This is a genomic window from Brachybacterium sp. GPGPB12 (assembly GCF_038396325.1).
GTDB classification, from domain to species: domain Bacteria; phylum Actinomycetota; class Actinomycetes; order Actinomycetales; family Dermabacteraceae; genus Brachybacterium; species Brachybacterium conglomeratum.
Window position 1 is genome coordinate 2,041,177 of record NZ_CP149573.1, and the last position, 19,163, is coordinate 2,060,339.

Consider the following 19,163-nt stretch of genomic DNA (forward strand, 5'->3'; position numbering starts at 1 on the left):
GGGATGAGGGAACGGGCCCCGTGACCGGCACGATGGGTGGTGTCTAAGCAACCATCTCGCAGGAGGGGACCCGTTCCGTGACCCACCGTAATGCCCCGCTGACGACGCTTGGAAGGCAGCGAGCCGTCGGCCAGGTGATCGGGAGAGGCCGTCCGATCGCGCACGTCGCCGCGGAGTTCCACATCTCCCGTTCGACCCTGTCGAAGTGGGTCGGCCGCTACCGGGAGCATGGCGAGGTCGGTTTGCAGGATCGCTCCAGCGCGCCAATGAAGCGACCCACCCGGCTCCCGGTCTGGGTGCTCGAGCTGATCGAGTCCTGGCGACGGGAGAAGAAGTGGTCCGCCCGTCGGATCGCCCGCGAACTCACCGACGGCCACGGCTTCGCATGCGCGTGCGGACGGTGACTCGTTGGCTGGACCGGCTCGGGTTGAACCGGGTCCGGGACATCACCCCGGACGGAGAGAACCTCCGCCGACCTGGGAAGATCCATGCCCGCTATCCCGGGCACATGGTCCACATGGACGTGAAGAAGATCGGCAAGCTCCGCGACGGCGGCGGGTGGTGGGCGCATGGGCGAGGTTCCGTGCAGGACAAGAAGAAGCACTCCCAGCGGATCGGTTACACCTACCTCCACTCGATCATCGACGGGTTCTCCCGCCTGGCCTACACCGAAGCACTCGAGGACGAGAAAGCCGCGACGACCATCGCGTTCTTCCACCGAGCCCGGGCGTTCTTCACCGCGCACGGCATCACGCGGATCTCCCGTCTGATCACCGACAACGGCAGCAACTACACCGCCAAGGCATTCCGACGGTCAACCAGGGCGTTCATCGGCCGGCACCAGCGCACCAGGATCTACACGCCCCGGCACAACGGGAAGGTCGAGCGCTACCAGCGGCTCATGACCGACGAATGCCTCTACGCCCGCGCCTACGACTCAGAGAACGAGCGGCGAGACGCGATCAGGATCTGGGTCCACCACTACGACTACCATCGCCCGCACACCGCCTGCAGCGATCAGCCCCCAGCCTCACGACTCCATACCGGCGTCGATAACGTCATGGCCAACTACACCTAGATGCGGCGTCCCAGGTGCTCGGCGAAGTGGCCGTAGAGGTGGCGGGAGATCGTGGCGCCGGGCAGGTCCAGGTCGATCACGACGCGGGCGGGCCCGTCGGTCGCTCCGGTGCGCGGGGCGAGCGGGCGGTCGCCGGTCGAGGTCGGGACGAGGGCGCCGACGAGGCCGGTGGTCAGGGTGCGGGCGGTCATCGAGGGCTCCTCGGGGTGGCGGGGTGGCGATGGGCATCGGCCCGGCCGGGGGCGCTCCACCCGGCCGGACCGCGTCAGGAGGTCAGGCCGTGCGGGCCAGACGGATCATCGACCAGGAGATCGCGGGCGGCGTGCCGACGAGGCGGTCGCCGTCGAGGGTGACCGAGTCGTTCGGTGCGGGCACGACGGTCTCGGGCGCGTCCTGGGTGTTCGCGGCGTAGGGGTCCTCGTGATGGAGGGTGACGGCCTCGACCAGCTCGAGATCGCCGAAGCCGGCGAGGTCCGCCTCCAGCGCCTGCTCGCCCTCGGGTCCGCGGTTGACGACGAACAGGGTCAGCGCGCCGGACTCCTCGTCCCAGGTCCCCACCGCGTCGGCCGCGGAGCTCTCGCCGAAGCGGGTGTTCTCGAAGCTCGGGGCGGTCACGCGCACGTCGAGCACCTGTCCGGCCGCGTGGCGGGAGGTGAGCGCAAAGGGGTGGAAGGTGGTCTGCTTCCAGGCCTCCCCGCCGGGTGCGGTCATGATCGGGGCGATGACGTTGACCAGCTGGGCGAGGGACGCGGAGGCGACGCGGTCGCTGTGGCGCAAAGCAGGGAGATCAGCAGGTTGCCGAAGACGACGGCGTCCATCGCGCTGTAGGTGTCCTCGAGCGGCACCGGCGCGACCGGCCAGTCGTCACCGCTGGGCGGGCGGGACTCGGCGCGGTGCTGATACCAGATGTTCCACTCGTCGAAGCTGATCATGATGCGCTTGTCGCGCTTGAGCTTGGCGCGCACGTGATCGGCGGTCGCGACGACGGAGTCGATGAAGTGGTCCATGTCGTCGGCCGAGGCGAGGAAGGAGGCCTGGTCGCCGTCCTTCTCCGAGTAGTACGCGTGGGCGGAGATCATGTCGACCAGGTCGTAGGACTCGGTGAGGACCGTGTTCTCCCAGGCCGCGAAGGTCTCCATCTGCGAGCTGGAGGAGCCGCAGGCGATCAGCTCGAGCTCCGGGTCCTCCTGGCGCATGAGGCGAGCGGCCTCGGTGGCGACCCGCGCGTACTCCTCGGCGGTCTTGTGCCCGGCCTGCCAGGGGCCGTCCATCTCGTTGCCCAGGCACCACATGCGGATGCCGTAGGGCTCGGCGTGGCCGTTCTCGGCGCGCTGGTCCGAGTACGCGATGCCGCGGGGGGCGTTCGCGTACTGGAGCACGTCGAGCGCCTCCTCGATCCCGCGGGTGCCGAGGTTCACCGCGTACATCGGCTCGACCTCGGCCTTGCTCGCCCAGGTCATGAACTCGTCGAGCCCGACGGTGTTGGGCTCTGTGGAGTGCCAGGCGAGGTCGTGGCGGGCGGGGCGCTCCTCGACCGGGCCCACGCCGTCCTCCCAGCGGTAGCCGGAGACGAAGTTGCCGCCCGGGTAGCGCACGGAGCTCACGCCGAGCTCGCGGGTCAGGGCGAGCACGTCGGTGCGGAAGCCGTCCTCGTCGGCCGAGGGGTGGTCCGGCTCGAAGATGCCGGTGTAGACGCGACGGCCGAGGTGCTCGACGAAGGCGCCGAAGGTGCGGCGGCGCACGGGTGCGACCTGGAAGGACGGGTGCAGGGTGAGGGTGACGGGCGAAGACATCGGTGTCGGCATCCTTGAGGTGGGGCGGGCCGGCGGTGCGGCGCCGGAGCGGCGATCGACGGCGGAGCGAGGGAGCGGCGCGGTCGTGCCACCGGGCGGCACCGCCCGGCGCGACGACCGCTTCTACAACGTTGCAAACATGCTTCCACAGGCCCGCCTCCCCGTCAACGGCATCCCGCGGCTCCCGGACTGCTGCAGAAACGGGACTCCAGCGGCACGCTGAGCCGCTCAGCCTCGCGGCGTGCCGCTGCAGTCCCCTTTCTGCTGACACCCCGCCCCGGCGCTCTCGACACGACCTCCGTCACCCCGGCGCCCCGCCCGCCCTGGACGGTGCGAGAATCGACCTCATGCCCTCGAGCCCCGCGACCCGCCGCCGACGTCCGCCGTCGCTGCGCGACGTCGCCGAGCTCGCGGGCGTCTCGATCAAGACCGTCTCCAACGTGGTCAACGACTACCCCCACGTGAAGGACTCCACCCGCGAGAAGGTGCGCGAAGCGATCCTGCAGGTGGGCTACCGCCCCCAGGTCGCGGCGCAGCGAGCTGCGCACCGGGGCGAGCGGCATGATCACCCTCGCCGTCCCCTCGCTGGACTTCTCCTACTTCTCGAACCTCGCCCAGCAGTTCATCGAGGTGGCGCAGGAGCGCGGGCAGACGATCCTGTCGCACTCGACCTCCGGAGGGCGCGAGGCGGAGCGGACCGTGCTCGAGGGGTTCAAGCGCGTGCTCGGCGACGGGGTCATCTTCAACCCGCTGATGCTCGAGGAGGAGCTGTTCGCACGGATGGAGCGCACCAGCCAGCCCACCGTGTTCATCGGCGAGCACCTCCCCGAGACCCTCCCCCAGGGCAGCGACTACGTGCGCATCGACAACGTCGGCGCCGCATACGAGGCGACCTCGCACCTGATCGCGCAGGGCCGTCGGCGCCTGGCGTTCATCGGCGCGATCGACACCGCCCAGGGCAAGCGGCCCCACTCCTCCGGGACGTTGCGGCGCGACGGCTTCCTCGCGGCGCTGGATGCGCACGGCCTCGGCGGCGATCCCGCCCGGATCCAGGTGGTGGACGACTGGCGGCGCGAGGACGGCTTCGACGGGGCGCGCGAGCCGCTCGCTCGCCATCCGGAGGTCGACGGGATCGTCTGCGGCAACGACGATCTCGCCACCGGCGCGCTCGCCATGCCGCGCCGCCTGGGCCGGCGCGTGCCCGAGGACGTCGCCGTGATCGGCTACGACGACACCCCCGACAGCCCTTTCACCATCCCCTCGCTGTCCACCATCGCGCCGGACAAGCTCACCCTCGCCGCGACCGCGCTGGACCTGCTCGCCGAGCGGATTCAGGGCTACGACGGCCCGCCCCGCACGATCGACACGCCGTACTCGCTGGTCGTGCGCGAGTCCACGGAGCCGGTTGCCGTCGAGGCGTCGCCGGAGGCACCCACCCCGTCGGCGGCCGCCGGAGCCGCCCCGTCGGCCGCTCCCCCGGCTCCCCGCGCCGTCCTGCCCGAGCCCGAACCCAATGCCCGCCCCGAGAACGAGGAGCTCCCCCGGTGACGATCCCGACCCCCTACGAGGACCTGCTGCGCGAGGTCCTGGAGACCGGCCACGCCAAGGGCGACCGCACCGGCACCGGCACCCGCGGCCTCTTCGGCAAGCAGATCCGCTACGACCTCTCGCAGGGATTCCCGCTGGTCACGACTAAGCGCGTGCACACCCGCTCGATCATCGTGGAGCCGCTGTGGTTCCTGCGCGGGGACACGAACATCGGCTATCTCCACGAGCACGACGTGACGATCTGGGACGAGTGGGCGGACGAGAACGGCGACCTCGGCCCGATCTACGGGGCGCAGTGGCGCTCCTGGCCCACCCCCGACGGCGGCGTGATCGACCAGATCACCGACGTGGTCGAGCAGATCCGCACCAACCCCGAATCGCGGCGCCTGATCGTCTCGGCCTGGAACCCGGCCGACATCCCGCAGATGGCGCTCGCGCCCTGCCACGCCCTGTTCCAGTTCGAGGTGCACGACGGGAAGCTCTCCTGCCAGCTGTACCAGCGCAGCGCCGACCTGTTCCTCGGCGTGCCCTTCAACATCGCCAGCTACGCGTCGCTCACGCACTTGGTCGCCCAGCAGACCGGTCTCGAGGTAGGCGACTTCGTGTGGACCGGCGGGGACTGCCACATCTACGACAACCACGTCGAGCAGGTGGAGCGGCGGCTCTCCCGCGAGCCGTACCCTTACCCCGAGTCGCGCCTGAACCGCCGGCCCGACTCGATCCTCGAGTACGAGCCCGAGGACATCGAGATCGTCGGCTACCAGCACCACCCGGGCATCAAGGCACCGGTGGCGGTGTGAGCGCGGCCGACGGGACGGGCGCACCGCGGATCGGCATGATCTGGGCACAGGCGCGCGGCGGGGTGATCGGCTCGGGCGGCACCATGCCCTGGCACCTGCCCGAGGACCTGAAGCACTTCAAGCGCACCACCTCCGGCTCCCCCGTCGTGATGGGGCGGCGCACCTGGGAGTCCTTCCCGCCGAGGTTCCGCCCCCTGCCGGGGCGGACGAACATCGTCATCACCCGCGACGACTCCCTCGACCTGCCGGGCGCGGTGCGCGCCCGCTCGCCGCCGGAGGCGCTCGAGCTCGCCGCGACCGAGGCCGGCCCGACAGGGACCACCTGGGTGATCGGCGGCGGCTCGATCTACGCCGACGCGATCGAGGTCGCCGAGCGCCTGGTCGTCACCGAGATCGACCTCGAGGTCGACGGGGACACCCTCGCCCCCGCGATCCCCTCGGAGTTCACAGTCGCCTCCGTCGATCCCGCAGAAGGCTGGCACGAGGCCGCGAGCGGCCTGCGCTACCGGTTCCTCACCTACTCGCGCTGAGCCGCGCCTGGTCGGCGAGGAACTCTGCCGCGGCGCGCCACGGCGCGGAGTCGGGCACCGGAGCACCGGACGCCGGACGCCGGACGCCGGACGCCGGACGCCGGACGCCGCGGTCTACTCGCCCGAGGCGGCGCCGACGAGCGACCCGGCCGCCGGCGGCTCCTCGACCACCGCGCCGTCGACCAGCATCTCGGCGCCGGGGATCTGCGCGTCGCGGGAGGTGGTGATCTCCCAGGCGCGGTCCAGCAGGGCGCCGAGCAGGCGGGGAAGCGGGCGGCGAGGCCGTCGGCCCCGTCGTCCGCGAGCGTGTCCCGCGGCGCGACCGCGCCGACCGCGGCCATGGCCATGCCCTGGCCGTACAGCGGGGTGAACATCGCGGCGGAGTCGCCGATGTGGACGAGGCCTGCGGGGCCGTCGGTCGTCTCCTCCCAGAGCTGGCGGTGGGCGCCCGCGGCCTTCGCGACCGACGGCTCCCCCACCGGCTCCGCGCCCTCGAGGGCGCTGTCCAGGGCGTCGGCGGTCTCCCGCTCAGGCAGCAGCGCGACCATGTCCAGCAGGCCCTCGAGATCGGTGGGCGGCTGGTGGCGGGCGGTGCCGGCGATGGAGAGGATGTGCTCGTCGGCCCCGCACGGCTCGAGGTCGATCGTGAAGGGGCTGTTGCCGGTCGCCGGTCGCCCGAGAGACTCGGCGCCCTCGGGCATCGCGCCCTCGCGCAGGCGCAGGCGCTGCGAGGTGTAGGCGACGTGGACGCGGGTGCCGAGGGTGCGCGGGCGCTCGAACCCGAGGCCCTCGACCCAGGTGGCGGCGCGGTCGCTGCGCCCGGCCGCATCGACGACGAGGTCGCCGTGCGGCTCGCCGGCGTCCCCGCCGCGGAGCCGCACGCCGGTCACGGTGCGCTTGTCGTCGCTGGTCAGGAGTCCGCCGACGGCGCCCTGGACCGCCTCGACGCCGGGCAGGGCGAGCACGCGGCGACGGACCACGCCCTCGAGGACGGGGCGGGTGAGCCACAGGGTGCCGGGCTCGTCGACGTCCGGGGCGTCGTGCTCGTCGGTCCCGAGCGGGCCGTCGGCGGCGGCGGGGGCACCCTCGCTCGGGGTCGCCTCGTCGAGCACGGGGTCCGCCTCGCGGGCGGCGCGCGAGGCGGCACCGGCGGCGAGGAGATCCTCGCGCAGGCCCGGCAGGAGCTCCTCCATCTGCGCCTCGCCGAGGGCGAGCAGGCGGTGGACGGTCCCGCCCTGGGGCACGCCGCGGCGCGGGGCGAAGGCGTCGGGCCCGTCGACCGGCGCAGGTCGCGGTCGACGATCGTGACGCGGGCGCTGTGCGGGGCGAGGGCCGCGGCGGCGAGCAGTCCGGCCATGCTCCCGCCCATCACGATCGAGTGCTCGAGAGTCGTCATGGGTCGCCTCCTGCGGGACGGGGCCGCCGCCCGTCGGCGACCGTCCCTCCATCCCAGGCCAGGGACGGGAGGTAAGGCAAACCTCTGTGATCTTTGCGGCGTTCCCAGGGCCGGTGTCAGCTCCCCAGGGCCGCGGTCGCCTCCCCGGGGCCGACGACGGGACGCCTCGGCAGGACCCGCAGCGAGGGCGGATCCTCCCCCACCGCGAGCTCGCGCAGATGCATGTACCGGCCGCTGGCCGCGTCGTCCCAGGCGTGGAACGCGATGAGCGGGCGACCGTCGGGGCCCTGGGTGCAGGAGTTGTGTCCAGGACCGATGAACTCCTCGTCCGTGCGCAGGAGCACGTCCTCTCCCGCCTCCGGCACCGTCCACGGCCCCTCGGGCGAACGGGACCAGGCCCACGCGGTGCGATAGCCCGGCCCCCGCCAGGACCCGCCGGAGAAGGCCATCAGCAGCGACCCCCCGGCGAGCAGGACGTGCGGTCCCTCGAGCGTGTGCCAGTCCAGCACCTGCCCGTACATCTCGCGGTCGTGGGCGAAGACCTGCCAGTCCGCATATGGAGCGAGCACCTCGTGGATCGGGCCGAGCACGGTGGGGGTGAGCGGCTCGGCGCCGGCGAGGTGGGTGCCGGGACGCTCGTGGTCCAGCACGTCGCGGGCGAAGAACAGCCACCAGCGCCCGTCGGGCAGGCGGCACGGCGAGGCGTCGATCGCGAACGGCTCCTCGGGGGTGAGCACCGCACCCTGATCCTGGAACGGGCCCTCGGGCGCGTCGGCCCGGGCGACCCGCACCCGGTGGCCGCGGTCTCCGTGGCCGACGGAGTAGTACATCCACCAGGCACCGTCGCGCTCGCACACCTCGGGCGCCCAGTACGACTCCCCCGCCTCGGGGCCGAGCGCTTCGAGGACGTTCCCGATCCCGCGCCAGGAGTCGAGGTCCTCCGAGAACGCGGCGGGCACCGCCCTCCCGTCCCGGACGGGCCCCGTGCCGTAGGCGATCCAGCCTCCCGGCACGCGGACCACGTCCGGATCGGCCAGCGGCACCTCCCAGGCGGGGACGGCGCGGCTCATCCCTTTAGGCCCGTCGCCGCGATGCCCGCCACCAGGTAGCGCTGGAGCACGAAGAACACCAGCAAAGCACCGGGATGAGGCTCACCGTCGCCGCCATGAACAGGCCCCCGTAGTCGAAGGTCTGCGCGGTGAGGAAGGAGGACAGGTAGATCTGCACCGTCATCGCGTTCTGCCCGTCGCCGGCGACCACCAGCGGCCACAGGAACGCGTTCCAGGAGCCGATGAGCCCCAGCACGGTCAGCGCGGAGGCGAACGGCAGGGTGTTGGGGAAGACCACTCGGAAGAAGGTGCGGAAGAATCCCGCGCCGTCGATGTACGCGGCCTCCTCGATCTCCCGGGGGAAGTTCACGTAGAACTGCCGGAACAGGAACACGTTGAACGCACTGAACAGGCCCGGGACGATGAGGCCCTGCGGCGTCCCGATCCAGCCCAGCGACGCGACGATGATGAAGTTCGGGACGAACGCCGTGGTCGCCGGGACCAGCAGCACCACGATGACCAGGGTGAACATCGGCTTCGCGGCCCGGTTCGGGATGCGCACGAGCGCATAGCCCGCGAGCGAGGCGATGAGGATCGACAGCGAGGTGGAGACCACCGCCATGATCGCCGAGTTCATGAGCGCATCGAGATAGCGCGGGTCCGCGAACAGCTCGGGGATCCGGCGCCACTGCGGGTCGCTCGGCCAGAACACGAAGTCCTGCGAGTAGATCTCCTCGTTCGTGGACAGGGCAGTCTTCACCATCGCGTAGAACGGGATCAGGAAGATCAGCGCGAGCACGGAGGCGACGGCATAGCGCAGGACGCGCCCGGCGCCGCTGCGCCGCTGACCGACGATGTGCGCTGGGCGGTCATCGCGCTCCCTCCTGCGGGGTGACCGCGGGCCGACGCAGCGACCTGCGCAGGAGACCGAAGCGTCCGCCGCGCCGGTCGTCGTCGGACCCGAAGCCCACCAGCCACGTCTGCAGCGACCCGGCGATCACCATGATCGCGGTGAGCACCAGGGCGCCGGCCGAGCCGCGACCGAAGTCCTGCTCGCGGCCCGAGCGCGATGTTGTACAGGTACACCAGCGGCGGCCGCGTCTCGGGGTTGTTGCCGGTGAGGTTGTAGAACTCGTCGAAGGCCTGGAAGGCCGCGATGAGCAGGAGCAGCAGCACCGCCGCGGAGGTGGTGCGCAGCTGCGGCAGGGTGATCAGGCGGAACATGCGGAACCCGCCGGGGCTGAGCCCGTCCACCGCCGCCGCCTCGTACAGCTGGGTGGGGATCGCCTGCAGGCCTGCGAGGAACAGCAAGATGTAGAAGCCGACCTGCGACCAGAGCCGCACGCTGACCAGCACGATCCACCAGTACGGGGAGGCGGAGAGCCAGGAGGAGACCGACTCCATCCCGAGGACGCCGAGGACCTGGTTGACCACACCGGACTCCAGGCCGTTGAACAGCGACAGCCGCCACACCACGCAGGCGACGACGTAGCTGCAGGCGGTGGGCAGGAAGAACACCGAGCGAAAGAACATCTGGAAGCGCGGCAGGCCGTTGACCAGCACCGCAAGGGCCAGCGAGGACGCCATCGTCACCGGCACGATGAACAGTGCGAAGACGATGAAGGTGCGCAGGGACTGCAGGAACGCCGTGTCGACGAGGAAGCCGCGGAAGTTGTCCAGGCCGATGAACTTCGTGGGCAAGACGGTGCCGCGCGCCTCGAACAGGCTCAGGGTCCCGCCCCAGATCAGCGGCAGGATCGTGAAGACGAGCAGGCCCACCAGGAACGGGGTGAAGAACAGCCAGAACGCGAGGCCGCTGCCCTTGATCCTGGTGGGACCGGTGCGGGCCGCTCGCGCCGGGGCGGCGGCCCGCACCTCGGTCGAGGCGCTCACGACCCGATCGCCCGGTTGCTGGCCTCCTCGGCCTTCGCCAGCTCCTCGGCGGGGTCGGCGCCGTTCTTGAGGATGTTGCTGACCGCGTCCGAGTGCGGGGTGCTGATGTCACCGGTCCACTCGGGCGGGCCGGTCACGCCCATGTCCTTGGCCATGGTCGCGATCTCGAGGCCGTTGCCCTCCTTGAGCGCCTCGGCCTGCTCGGCCACGGCGGTGATCGGCGGGATGTGGAAGCCGTAGCTGAGCGCCCAGTCGGTCTGGGACTCGGTCTGATCGATCCACAGCCACTTCGCGAACTCCTTGGCCGCGTCGATCTTCTCGCTGTTGCCGGCGACCTGCTCGTTCCACGAGCCCATGAACGCGACCTGGCGCCCGTCCGCGCCGACGGCGGGATGGGGGAAGACGCCGATGTCGTCCAGTTGCTCCTCGAGGGCCGGCGGCGCCCAGCGGCCGCCCCAGGTGATCGCGGAGAGCCCGGCGGCGAAGGCCGCGGGATCGGCCCAGTCCGAGGGCGCGCCGGTCAGCAGCACCCCGTCCTCGATCATCTGCTGGACGGCGCCGAGCCCCTCGGCGTAGCCGGGCGTGTTGTAGGCGACGGCATCCTTCGCCTCGTTCATCGGGGAGCCGCCGGCCGCCCAGACCATCGCCCAGGAGTTCGCATCGAAGTTGTTGCCGAGGAACAGGCCCTTCTGGTCGGGCGTCGTGAGCTCGGTGGCGGCGGCGACGAGGTCGTCCCAGGTCTCCGGCGGCTGGATGCCAGCCTTCTCGAACAGGCTCTTGCGGTAGTAGAAGTGCTGGGGATCAAGGATCATCGGGATGCCCCAGATCTTGCCGTCGATCGTGACGGGTCCGAGGGACGCCTCGTTGAACTGGTCCTTGACCGGCTCCATGACGTCGGTGAGGTCGACGTAGCGGCCCTGCTCGGCCTGGTCCACGGCGATGGCGTTGTTCTCGAACACGTCCACGCCGCCGCCGGAGAGCGGCGCGGTGGAGAGCCGCGCCGCGTAGTCGCCGGTGACCCAGTTGACGTTCACCGTCGCCTTGTCGTACCCCTCGACATACTTCTTCACGGCCTCCTGCGTGCCGTCCTCGCCGTACTGGTGGTACCACTGCGAGAGCGTCTCGCCACCACCGCCTCCGCCGGTGTCGGTGAGGCCGCCGGTGTTACCGCCGCACGCGGCGAGCGTGCCGCCGGCGAGGGCGACGCCGCCGAGGCCGAGGGCGCCGCGCCGGGAGAGCCGGCGGGATCGGGGGAGCCGGGAAGAGCAGCGTTGCGGGTCATAGCCATCTCCTGTGATGTGCCAGGTCGTCGTCGGGGCGACGCAAGACCGCGCCGTCGCGGTGCTGACCCAAGTTTAACGTTGTAAAGAGTGCCCTGCATCACATCTCTGCAACAGATGCGGGAGGGACCGACGTCGGTGCGCCTGTGCGCGGTTCAGCCCTTCAGGCCTGAACCCGTCACGCCCTCGACGATCTGTCGCTGGAAGAACATGTACAGCACCACCAGCGGGAGCGCCGCGAGGATGGCACCGGCCTGGATGTCCGCGTAGCGCAGGCCGAAGTCGCCCTGGACCGTGGCCAGGCCCACCGGGATGGTCATCAGGTTCGGATTCGACAGCACGAACAGCGGCGGCAGCAGGTTGTTCCAGGTCCACACGAAGGTGAGGATCGCGACCGCCGCGATCACCGGACGCGACAGCGGCATGATCACGCCCCAGTAGATCCGCCACAGCCCGGCACCGTCGACACGGGCGGCCTCCTCGAGCTCTCGCGGGATCCCGTCGAAGAACTGCTTGAAGATGAAAACGGCGATGACCGACGGGATCTGCGGGAGGATCACGGCCCAGTAGGTGTTCAGCGGCTGCGCAAGATCCGCGGCTCCTCGAACAGCGGAACGATGAGCACCTGGGTCGGGATCATCAGACCGATGATGATCAGCAGGTAGATCGCGGCCCGTCCCCGGAACTCGAGGCGCGAGAGCGCGAATGCCGCCATCGACGCGAACAGGAGCGTCAGCGCCGCGGTGACGATCGAGGTAAGGAAGCTGGAGAGGTACCAGTTCCAGATGTCACCCTGCCGCAAAGCAGGGCGACATAGGACTCGAGCGTGGGGCTTAGGTCCGTGAGGATCTCCTGGGCGCCGAGGGCGGCCACGCCGTTGTCGGTCAGGGAGGTCTTGATGGCGAACAGGCTCGGGATCAGCCAGAGGATCGCGGCGACGATCAGGAAGATGCCGGTGACCCTGGTGAAGGTCTTGCCGCTGGCCTGCATGCGCGGGGCCGGGGCCGCACCGGAGATGCCGGTGCGGACGGGGAGTCGGGTCTCGGTCGTGGCCATGTCAGGAGGCCTCCTCACGCGTGGAGCCGATGCGGCTGACGATCTGCTGGAGGACGGCGATCACCACGATGATGAGGAACAGCAGAACCGACGCGGCCGATGCCGCGCCGACCCGGTTGTCCGTGAACGCCGTGTTCGTGATGAGGCCGAGGGAGACCTGCGTCGAGATGCCCGGACCGCCGTTGGTCATCAGGAACACCTGGTCGAAGATCTTCAGGCTTGCGATGATCTGCAGCAGGATCACCAGGCCCGTGGTCCGGTTCAGCAGCGGGATGGTGACGCGGCGGATCTCTTCGCCAGGGCGAGGCTCCGTCGACGGCGGCCGCCTCGTACAGCTCGCGGGGGATCTCCTGCAGACCGGCCAGGTACAGCACGAAGTTGAACCCGATCGTCCACCACACGGTCGCGATCGCGATGCCGATCATCGCGGTGTTCGGGCTGGAGAGGATCCCGGCGCCCGGGTCCATGCCCACCAGCGACGCCGGCAGCGACCACAGCCCGGAGCTCGGCGTGAAGATGAAGACCCAGATCAGGGCTATCGTCGCCGAGGGCAGGATGAACGGCAGGAAGAACGCCAGGCGGAAGAACCACTGGCCGTGCTTCATGCGGTTGGTGAGCACGGCCAGGACGAAGGACAGCACTACCAGCGGCGGCACGGTGTAGAGGGTGAACTGGAGCGTGTGCCACAGAGAGGACCAGAAGTCGTCGCGACCGAACATCTCCAGGTAGTTGTCCAGGCCCGCGAACGAGCCCAGTCCGGGGCGGACGGTCGAGGTGTTGAAGAAGCTCGCCACGAACATCCAGACCATGGGACCGACCATGAAGGCCAGATAGGTCACGGCGAACGGGGCGAGGAACAGCCAGGCCTGCGGGGTGCGGCGGGTCACCGCGCCGCCGGGGCGGGAGCGCGTGCCCTGCGCCCGTCCTGCCGGCGGCGCGGTGGGAGACATCGTGGTCATGAGCTGTGCCTTCCGGGTCAGAGCGGGCTGGGGGTCGAGGTGTAGGTCGCGAGCTGGTTCCGGATCGCGGCCAGTGCCTGCTCGGGGGTGAGCGCACCCTGCTGGACGAGCCCCAGCTGTGCCCCGACGGTGTCCTCGAAGGTCGAGCCGGAGCCGCCGTACCAGGCGGGGTCGTCGTAGACCGCGTAGTCCGCGGCGCCCGAGTAGAACCGCTGGGGCTCCAGGGCGAGGTACTCCTCGCTCTCCGCGGTGGGCAGGTAGGCGGGGATGTGCCCGCCTTCGGCCCAGACCAGGCTCTGCTCGAGCATCGTCTTGATGAACTCCATCGCCTGCCGGCGGCTGCTCGGGGGAGCGCTCCTTGCGCGGAAGGATGAAGGTATGGGAGTCGGCCTGGACGGCCGGGACGTCGAAAAGTCGCGGGATCGGCGCCATCCCGAAATCCAGCCCCTCGATGGACTGAGCGGTGGCGATCTCCCATTCCCCCTGGAGGTAGAACCCGGCGTTGCCGGTGAACATCTGGGTCTGGGAGGTGGCATAGTCCAGGGCGCTGTTGAGCCACCCCTGCTCCACCCAGCGCTGGATCGTCCCGGTCACCTCGAGGAAGAGCGACTCGTCCACACTGATGGTCGCGCCGTCGTCGGACAGGAAGGGCGTGGCGCCCTCGAGCTGGTTGTAGAGGGTCCAGAAGAAGCGCCACGGGGTCGCGGTCTCGGCCACGTTCGCGACAGTGATCGCGGTACCGCCGGTGACGGCGCTGATCTCCTGCGGCGCCTCCTCGAACCTGTCCAGCCCGGTGAGGTCCACGAGCAGTCCATCGCCGTCGAGCAGACCGGCCTGCTCACACACCTCCCTGTGGTAGAAGAGCGTGAACGGGTGCGTGTCCAGCGGAATCGCGATGTTCTGGCCGTCGGTGCGCTGAGTGTCCCAGGCCTGGGCGTTGAAGTCCGCGGAGGAGAGCCCGACCCCGGCGAGGTCCTCCTCGGTGATCGCGTCCAGCGACCCGCCGCTCCACAGCGGCTTGGCGCGAGTGAGGTGGGCGACCGCGACATCGGGAGGCTGGTTGCCGACGGTGGCCAGAGTCAGCTTCGAGTAGTACGGATTGCCCCAGGTGAGTGTGGTGGCCTGCAGGGACCCGGGGCCGAAGCGATCCCGGTAGCCCTGTTGCATGTCCTGCATGCGCACGCCGTCGCCGCCGCCGAAGAGGTTCCAGTAGACCAGCGTGTCGGGGTTCAGCTCTGTGCCCAGGAGCCCGGCCCCCAGGGGGGTGGAGCGACCGGCCAGCGGCACGGCCGCGGCGGCGAGCGCTCCGGCGCCCAGCGACCGGCGTCGACTGATCCCCGCGGTGGCCGCGGGGCGGGTGGGGGCTGAGCGGGGTGGACGACTGCTCATCTCATCACTCCATCGGGATCGGACTGCCGGGTGGGCCGGGGGCCGCGCGGGCGGGAGCGGTGCCGCCACGGCTCCGCGCCGTGGTGCGCACGGGCCTCGGGACGGTGCGGCGGAGGACGGTCTCCGCCGCGTCACCGCGCCGTGGCCGGGGTGGCCTGACTCACCAGTGAGATTACATCGTTGTACAACGTGGCGCAATGATCTGTCGACACCCCATCACGACACCCCGAAATATGCTTTGACCAGCACCTTTTCCGGGCAGCACGAAGCCCCGGACCCCTCGCTGGAAGGGTGCCCGGGGTGTGCACGGAGACCTCGGTCGGCGGGTACGTCGACCGGGGGATCCGGTCGAGCTCAGGCGCCGGCCTGCGAGCGCTTCTTGTTCCAGACGTCGAAGGCGACCGCGATCAGCGACACCACGCCGCGCACCACGGACTGGGTGGACTGGTCGATGCCCATGATCTGCATGCCGTTGGACATGACCGCCATGATCAGGCCGCCGATGATCGCACCGTGCACCTTGCCGATGCCGCCGGTCACGGCCGCGCCGCCGATGAAGGCCGCGGCGATCGCGTCGAGCTCGAACATGTTGCCCGCGCCGGGCTGGGCCGAGTTCGAGCGGGCCGAGTAGACGATGCCCGCGACCGCGGAGAGCAGGCCCATGTTGATGAACAGCCACATGTTCACGCGGCGGACCTTCACGCCGGAGAGCTTCGCGGCCTGGAGGTTGCCGCCCATGGCGTAGATGTGCCGGCCGACGATCGTGCGCTGGCTGATGAAGCCGTAGACCAGCACCAGCGCCGCCAGCAGGATCAGCACCACCGGCAGGCCGCGCGAGTGCGCGAGCCGCCAGGCGAAGGCAATGACCACGACCGCGACCGCGGCGATCTTCACCCAGAACAGCGGGAACGCCTCGACCTCTCTGCTTGTACCTCAGCTTCGCGAGGCGTCCGCGGTACTCCTGGATCGCGAAGACGACCACCAGCGCGGCGGCGAGGAACAGGGTGAAGGCGTCGAAGCCCTGGCCGCCCAGCAGTCCGTTGAGGAAGCCGCCGGAGATGAACTGGTACTCCTGCGGGAACGGCGAGAGCGACACGTTGCCGAGCACCTGCATGGTCAGGCCGCGGAAGATGAGCATGCCGGCCAGGGTCACGATGAACGCGGGGATCCCCACGTAGGCGACCCAGAAGCCCTGCCAGATCCCCACCAGCACGCCGGTGCCGAGCGCGGCGAGCACGCCCAGCCACCAGGGCAGGCCGTTGCCGATCACCACCACGGCCGCGACCGCGCCGGTCAGCGCGACCACCGAGCCGACGGAGAGGTCGATGTGCCCGCCCACGATGATCAGCACCATGCCGATGGCGAGGATCAGGATGTAGGAGTACTGCAGGACGAGGTTCGTGAGGTTGCCGGGGCTGAGCGGCTGGCCGCCGGTGAGGATCGTGAACAGCAGGATGATGAACACGAACGCGATGTAGATGCCGCTGGTGCGCAGGTTGCGCGTGAGCGGCTCCTTGATGTCAGAAGTCCCGGCCATGAGCCGCGCTCACTCCCTCTCCATGGTCATGAGCTCCATGAGGCGCTCCTGGGTGGCGTCCTGGGCGGCGACCTCGCCGGTGACCCGGCCCGCGGACAGCGTAAAGATGCGATCGGCCAGCCCCATCACCTCGGGAAGCTCCGAGGAGATGACGATGATGGCCTTGCCCGCCTCGGCGAGCTGGTTGATGATCGTGTAGATCTCGAACTTGGCGCCGACGTCGACGCCGCGGGTGGGCTCGTCGAGGATCAGCAGGTCCGGCTCGGTGTACAGCCACTTGCTGAGCACGACCTTCTGCTGGTTGCCGCCCGAGAGCTTGCCGACGGTCGCCATGACCGTCGGCGTCTTGATGTTCAGCGAGGAGCGGTAGCGCTCGGCGACCGCGATCTCCTCGTTGCCGTTCAGCCAGCCGCCCGTGCGGATCTTCGTCAGCGCTGCGGCGGTGATGTTGGTGCGGATGTCCTGGATCAGGTTCAGCCCGTACCGCTTGCGGTCCTCGGAGACGTAGGCGATGCCGGCGTCGATCGCGTCGGCGACCGAGCGCAGCCGCACCTCCTTGCCGTGGATGAGGGCGCGGCCGGAGATGTCGCGGCCGTAGGACCGGCCGAACACGCTCATGGCGAGCTCGGTGCGGCCGGCGCCCATCAGCCCCGCGATGCCGACGACCTCGCCGGCGCGGACGGTCAGCGACGCCCCGTCCACGACGACGCGGCCGGGCTGGGTGGGGTGGCCGACGTGCCAGTCCTCGATCCGCAGGATCTCCTCGCCGATCTCGGCCGTCCGCTCGGGGTAGAGGCTGTCGATGTCGCGCCCGACCATGCCGCGGATGATCCGCGGGACGAGCGTGCCCCGCTCCTGCTCGGGCACGCGCATGTCGATCGTCTCGATCGTGGAGCCGTCGCGGATCACGGTGGTGGCGTCGGCGACCGCGGCGATCTCCCCGAGCTTGTGGGAGATGATGATGCTGGTGACGCCGCTCTTCTCGCGCAGGTCGCGGATCAGCCCGAGCAGGTGCTCGGAGTCGTCGTCGTTCAGGGCGGCGGTGGGCTCGTCGAGGATCAGCAGGCTCACGTCCTTCGAGAGCGCCTTGGCGATCTCGACGAGCCGCTGCTTGCCCACGCCCAGCTGGCCGACGGGGGTGACGGGCTTCTCCTTCAGCCCCACGCGCTCGAGCAGCTCGGCGGCGCGGGCGTTGGTCTCGTGCCAGCTGATGACGCCGCCGCGGCTCTGCTCGTTGCCGAGGAAGATGTTCTCCGCGATGGAGAGGTGGGGGATGAGCGCGAGCTCCTGATGGATGATCACGATCCCCTCGTCCTCGGAGTCGTTGATGCTCGCGAAGCTGACGGGGCGTCCGCGGTAGTGGATCTCGCCCTCGTAGGTGCCGGCGGGCTCGACGCCCGAGAGGACCTTCATGAGCGTGGACTTGCCGGCGCCGTTCTCGCCGCAGATCGCGTGGATCTCCCCCTCGCCGACGGTCAGGGACACGTCCTTCAGGGCGACGACGCCGGGGAAGCGTTTGGTGATGGACCGCATCTCGAGGATGTTCTCGGCCACGGGGACCTCCTTCGGGCAGGGGGTCCCGACGGCACGACGGCGCGCCGGGACCCCACCGGTGGTTCGGTGCTTCTCAGCAGTTCTGGGTCCGCCTCCTGCCGCCTCGTTCCTCGGCGCGACGTCGGCGGACGGCGTCAGAGCTGGCCGGACTCCACCTGCTCCGCCGTGTAGTAGCCGGAGTCGACCATGATCTCCTCGTAGTTGCTCTGCAAAGCACCATCTGCACCTCGAGCAGGTAGGAGGGGACGACGACCACGCCGTTGTCATAGGTCTCGGTGTCGTTCGCCTCGGGCTCCTCGCCGTTCAGGATCGACTCGGCCGCGACGATCGCCTGCTCGGCGAGCTTGCGGGTGTCCTTGAAGATCGTGGAGGACTGGACCCCGTCGGCGATCAGCTTGATCGAGGCGATCTCGGCGTCCTGGCCGGTGACGATCGGCAGGCCCTCCTCGATGGTGGGGCCGAGGCCCGCGTTCTGCAGGGCGTTGATGATGCCGCGCGAGAGCGGATCGGCCGGGGCGAGCACGCCGGCGAGCTCCTCGCCGCCGTTGTAGTGGGTGGTCAGGAGGTTCTCCATGCGCTTCTGCGCGGTCTCCTGCTCCCAGCGCTGGGTGGCGGCCTGCTCGATCTCCATCTGCCCCGAGAGGACCTTCAGGGTGCCCTCGTCGAAGTAGGGCCGCAGGGTGTCGATCGCGCCCTTCCAGAACAGGTGGGCGTTGTTGTCGTCCAGCGAGCCGGCGAACAGCTCGACGTTCAGCGGGCCCTCGGGAGCATCGGCCGCGGGCTCGAAGGACTCGTCGAGCATTCCCAGGCCGAACAGGAGCGCGTTGGCCTGGTTCACGCCCACCTTGTAGTTGTCGAAGGTGACGTAGAAGTCGACGTTCTCGTTGTCGGTGAGCAGGCGGTCGTAGGCGATCACGGGGATGCCGGCGGCCTCGGCGGCGTCGAGCTGCGAGGAGAGCGAGGCGCCGTCGATCGAGGCGATCAGCAAGACGGCGACGCCGGAGTTGATCATCTGGTCGATCTGCTGCTGCTGGGTGGGGATGTCATCGTCGGCGTACTGCATGTCGACGGTGAAGCCCTTGTCCTCCAGGCCCTTCTTGATGTTGTTGCCGTCGGCGACCCAGCGCTCGTAGGTCTGGGTCGGCATGGCGACGCCGACGGTCTGGTCCTCGGGGGCGGCGTCGGGGTCGGGGCCGCCGGAGCCGGCGCCGGTCCCGCCGCAGGCCGCGAGGCCGAGCGGCGCCGCGGCGGCGGTGCCGCCCAGGATGAAGCTTCTGCGGTTGTGCATGGATCTCTCCTCG

General features: G+C 70.1%; 14 protein-coding genes and 5 pseudogenes. 5 read left to right on the forward strand and 14 right to left on the reverse strand.

Annotated elements, in window-relative coordinates; translation table 11 throughout:
* Positions 1-77 precede the first annotated feature (77 nt).
* Positions 78-1,078: pseudogene (locus WKH84_RS11860) on the forward strand (IS481 family transposase).
* Here WKH84_RS11860 and WKH84_RS11865 read toward each other — a convergent pair.
* Entirely contained in the window at positions 1,075-1,269 is a 195-nt protein-coding gene (locus WKH84_RS11865) for a hypothetical protein (RefSeq protein WP_341853809.1), read from the reverse strand. The pseudogene WKH84_RS11860 and the gene WKH84_RS11865 overlap by 4 nt on opposite strands.
* A gap of 82 nt (positions 1,270-1,351) precedes the next feature.
* A pseudogene (locus WKH84_RS11870) lies at positions 1,352-2,871 on the reverse strand (alpha-N-arabinofuranosidase).
* Positions 2,872-3,218: 347 nt separating this feature from the next.
* On the opposite strand from WKH84_RS11870, the pseudogene WKH84_RS11875 reads away from it, so the two are divergent.
* The 4 genes and pseudogenes from WKH84_RS11875 to WKH84_RS11890 form a co-directional block, all read left to right on the forward strand.
* Positions 3,219-3,335, forward strand: a pseudogene (locus WKH84_RS11875) (LacI family DNA-binding transcriptional regulator); the annotation flags it as partial.
* A gap of 97 nt (positions 3,336-3,432) precedes the next feature.
* A complete protein-coding gene (locus WKH84_RS11880) occupies positions 3,433-4,419 on the forward strand; it encodes a substrate-binding domain-containing protein (RefSeq protein WP_341853810.1) in 987 nt (328 codons plus the stop codon).
* The gene (locus tag WKH84_RS11885; protein ID WP_341856873.1) at positions 4,416-5,219 is read left to right on the forward strand and encodes a thymidylate synthase; all 804 of its coding nucleotides are present in this window, start codon (positions 4,416-4,418) and stop codon (positions 5,217-5,219) included. The genes WKH84_RS11880 and WKH84_RS11885 overlap by 4 nt, the downstream gene beginning before the upstream one ends.
* A gap of 35 nt (positions 5,220-5,254) precedes the next feature.
* Positions 5,255-5,749: a dihydrofolate reductase gene (locus WKH84_RS11890; RefSeq protein WP_341856874.1), complete on the forward strand. Its 495-nt coding sequence runs from the start codon at positions 5,255-5,257 to the stop codon at positions 5,747-5,749.
* On the opposite strand, the gene WKH84_RS11895 is transcribed toward WKH84_RS11890, so the two are convergent.
* The 12 genes and pseudogenes from WKH84_RS11895 to chvE form a co-directional block, all read right to left on the reverse strand.
* Positions 5,737-7,197 (reverse strand): hypothetical protein, encoded by a 1,461-nt coding sequence (locus tag WKH84_RS11895; RefSeq protein ID WP_341853811.1) that lies wholly within the window; start codon positions 7,195-7,197, stop codon positions 5,737-5,739. The genes WKH84_RS11890 and WKH84_RS11895 overlap by 13 nt on opposite strands.
* A 64-nt stretch (positions 7,198-7,261) precedes the next feature.
* A complete protein-coding gene (locus WKH84_RS11900; RefSeq protein WP_341853812.1) occupies positions 7,262-8,215 on the reverse strand; it encodes a glycoside hydrolase family 43 protein in 954 nt (317 codons plus the stop codon).
* A gap of 4 nt (positions 8,216-8,219) precedes the next feature.
* Positions 8,220-8,993, reverse strand: coding sequence for a carbohydrate ABC transporter permease (locus WKH84_RS11905; RefSeq protein ID WP_341853813.1), 774 nt, complete (start codon positions 8,991-8,993; stop codon positions 8,220-8,222).
* The gene (locus WKH84_RS11910; RefSeq protein WP_341853814.1) at positions 8,981-10,087 is read right to left on the reverse strand and encodes a sugar ABC transporter permease; all 1,107 of its coding nucleotides are present in this window, start codon (positions 10,085-10,087) and stop codon (positions 8,981-8,983) included. The genes WKH84_RS11905 and WKH84_RS11910 overlap by 13 nt, the downstream gene beginning before the upstream one ends.
* A complete protein-coding gene (locus WKH84_RS11915) occupies positions 10,084-11,157 on the reverse strand; it encodes an extracellular solute-binding protein (protein WP_341853815.1) in 1,074 nt (357 codons plus the stop codon). Before WKH84_RS11915 ends, WKH84_RS11910 begins: the two co-directional genes overlap by 4 nt.
* Before the next feature lie 365 nt (positions 11,158-11,522).
* The gene (locus WKH84_RS11920; protein WP_341853816.1) at positions 11,523-11,927 is read right to left on the reverse strand and encodes a carbohydrate ABC transporter permease; all 405 of its coding nucleotides are present in this window, start codon (positions 11,925-11,927) and stop codon (positions 11,523-11,525) included.
* A 14-nt stretch (positions 11,928-11,941) separates the two neighbouring features.
* The gene (locus WKH84_RS11925; protein ID WP_341853817.1) at positions 11,942-12,082 is read right to left on the reverse strand and encodes a hypothetical protein; all 141 of its coding nucleotides are present in this window, start codon (positions 12,080-12,082) and stop codon (positions 11,942-11,944) included.
* A 17-nt stretch (positions 12,083-12,099) separates the two neighbouring features.
* Positions 12,100-12,423: a hypothetical protein gene (locus WKH84_RS11930; protein WP_341853818.1), complete on the reverse strand. Its 324-nt coding sequence runs from the start codon at positions 12,421-12,423 to the stop codon at positions 12,100-12,102.
* A gap of 14 nt (positions 12,424-12,437) precedes the next feature.
* Positions 12,438-14,771, reverse strand: a complete 2,334-nt coding sequence (locus WKH84_RS11935; protein ID WP_341853819.1) for an ABC transporter permease subunit — start codon at positions 14,769-14,771, stop codon at positions 12,438-12,440.
* Between the two features lie 354 nt (positions 14,772-15,125).
* Positions 15,126-16,308 (reverse strand): annotated as a pseudogene (gene mmsB / locus WKH84_RS11940) (multiple monosaccharide ABC transporter permease).
* Positions 16,309-16,317: 9 nt separating this feature from the next.
* Complete coding sequence (mmsA, locus tag WKH84_RS11945) at positions 16,318-17,862, reverse strand: multiple monosaccharide ABC transporter ATP-binding protein (RefSeq protein ID WP_341853820.1); 1,545 nt, start codon at positions 17,860-17,862, stop codon at positions 16,318-16,320.
* Between the two features lie 134 nt (positions 17,863-17,996).
* Positions 17,997-19,150 (reverse strand): annotated as a pseudogene (gene chvE, locus WKH84_RS11950) (multiple monosaccharide ABC transporter substrate-binding protein).
* Between the last annotated feature and the right edge of the window lie 13 nt (positions 19,151-19,163).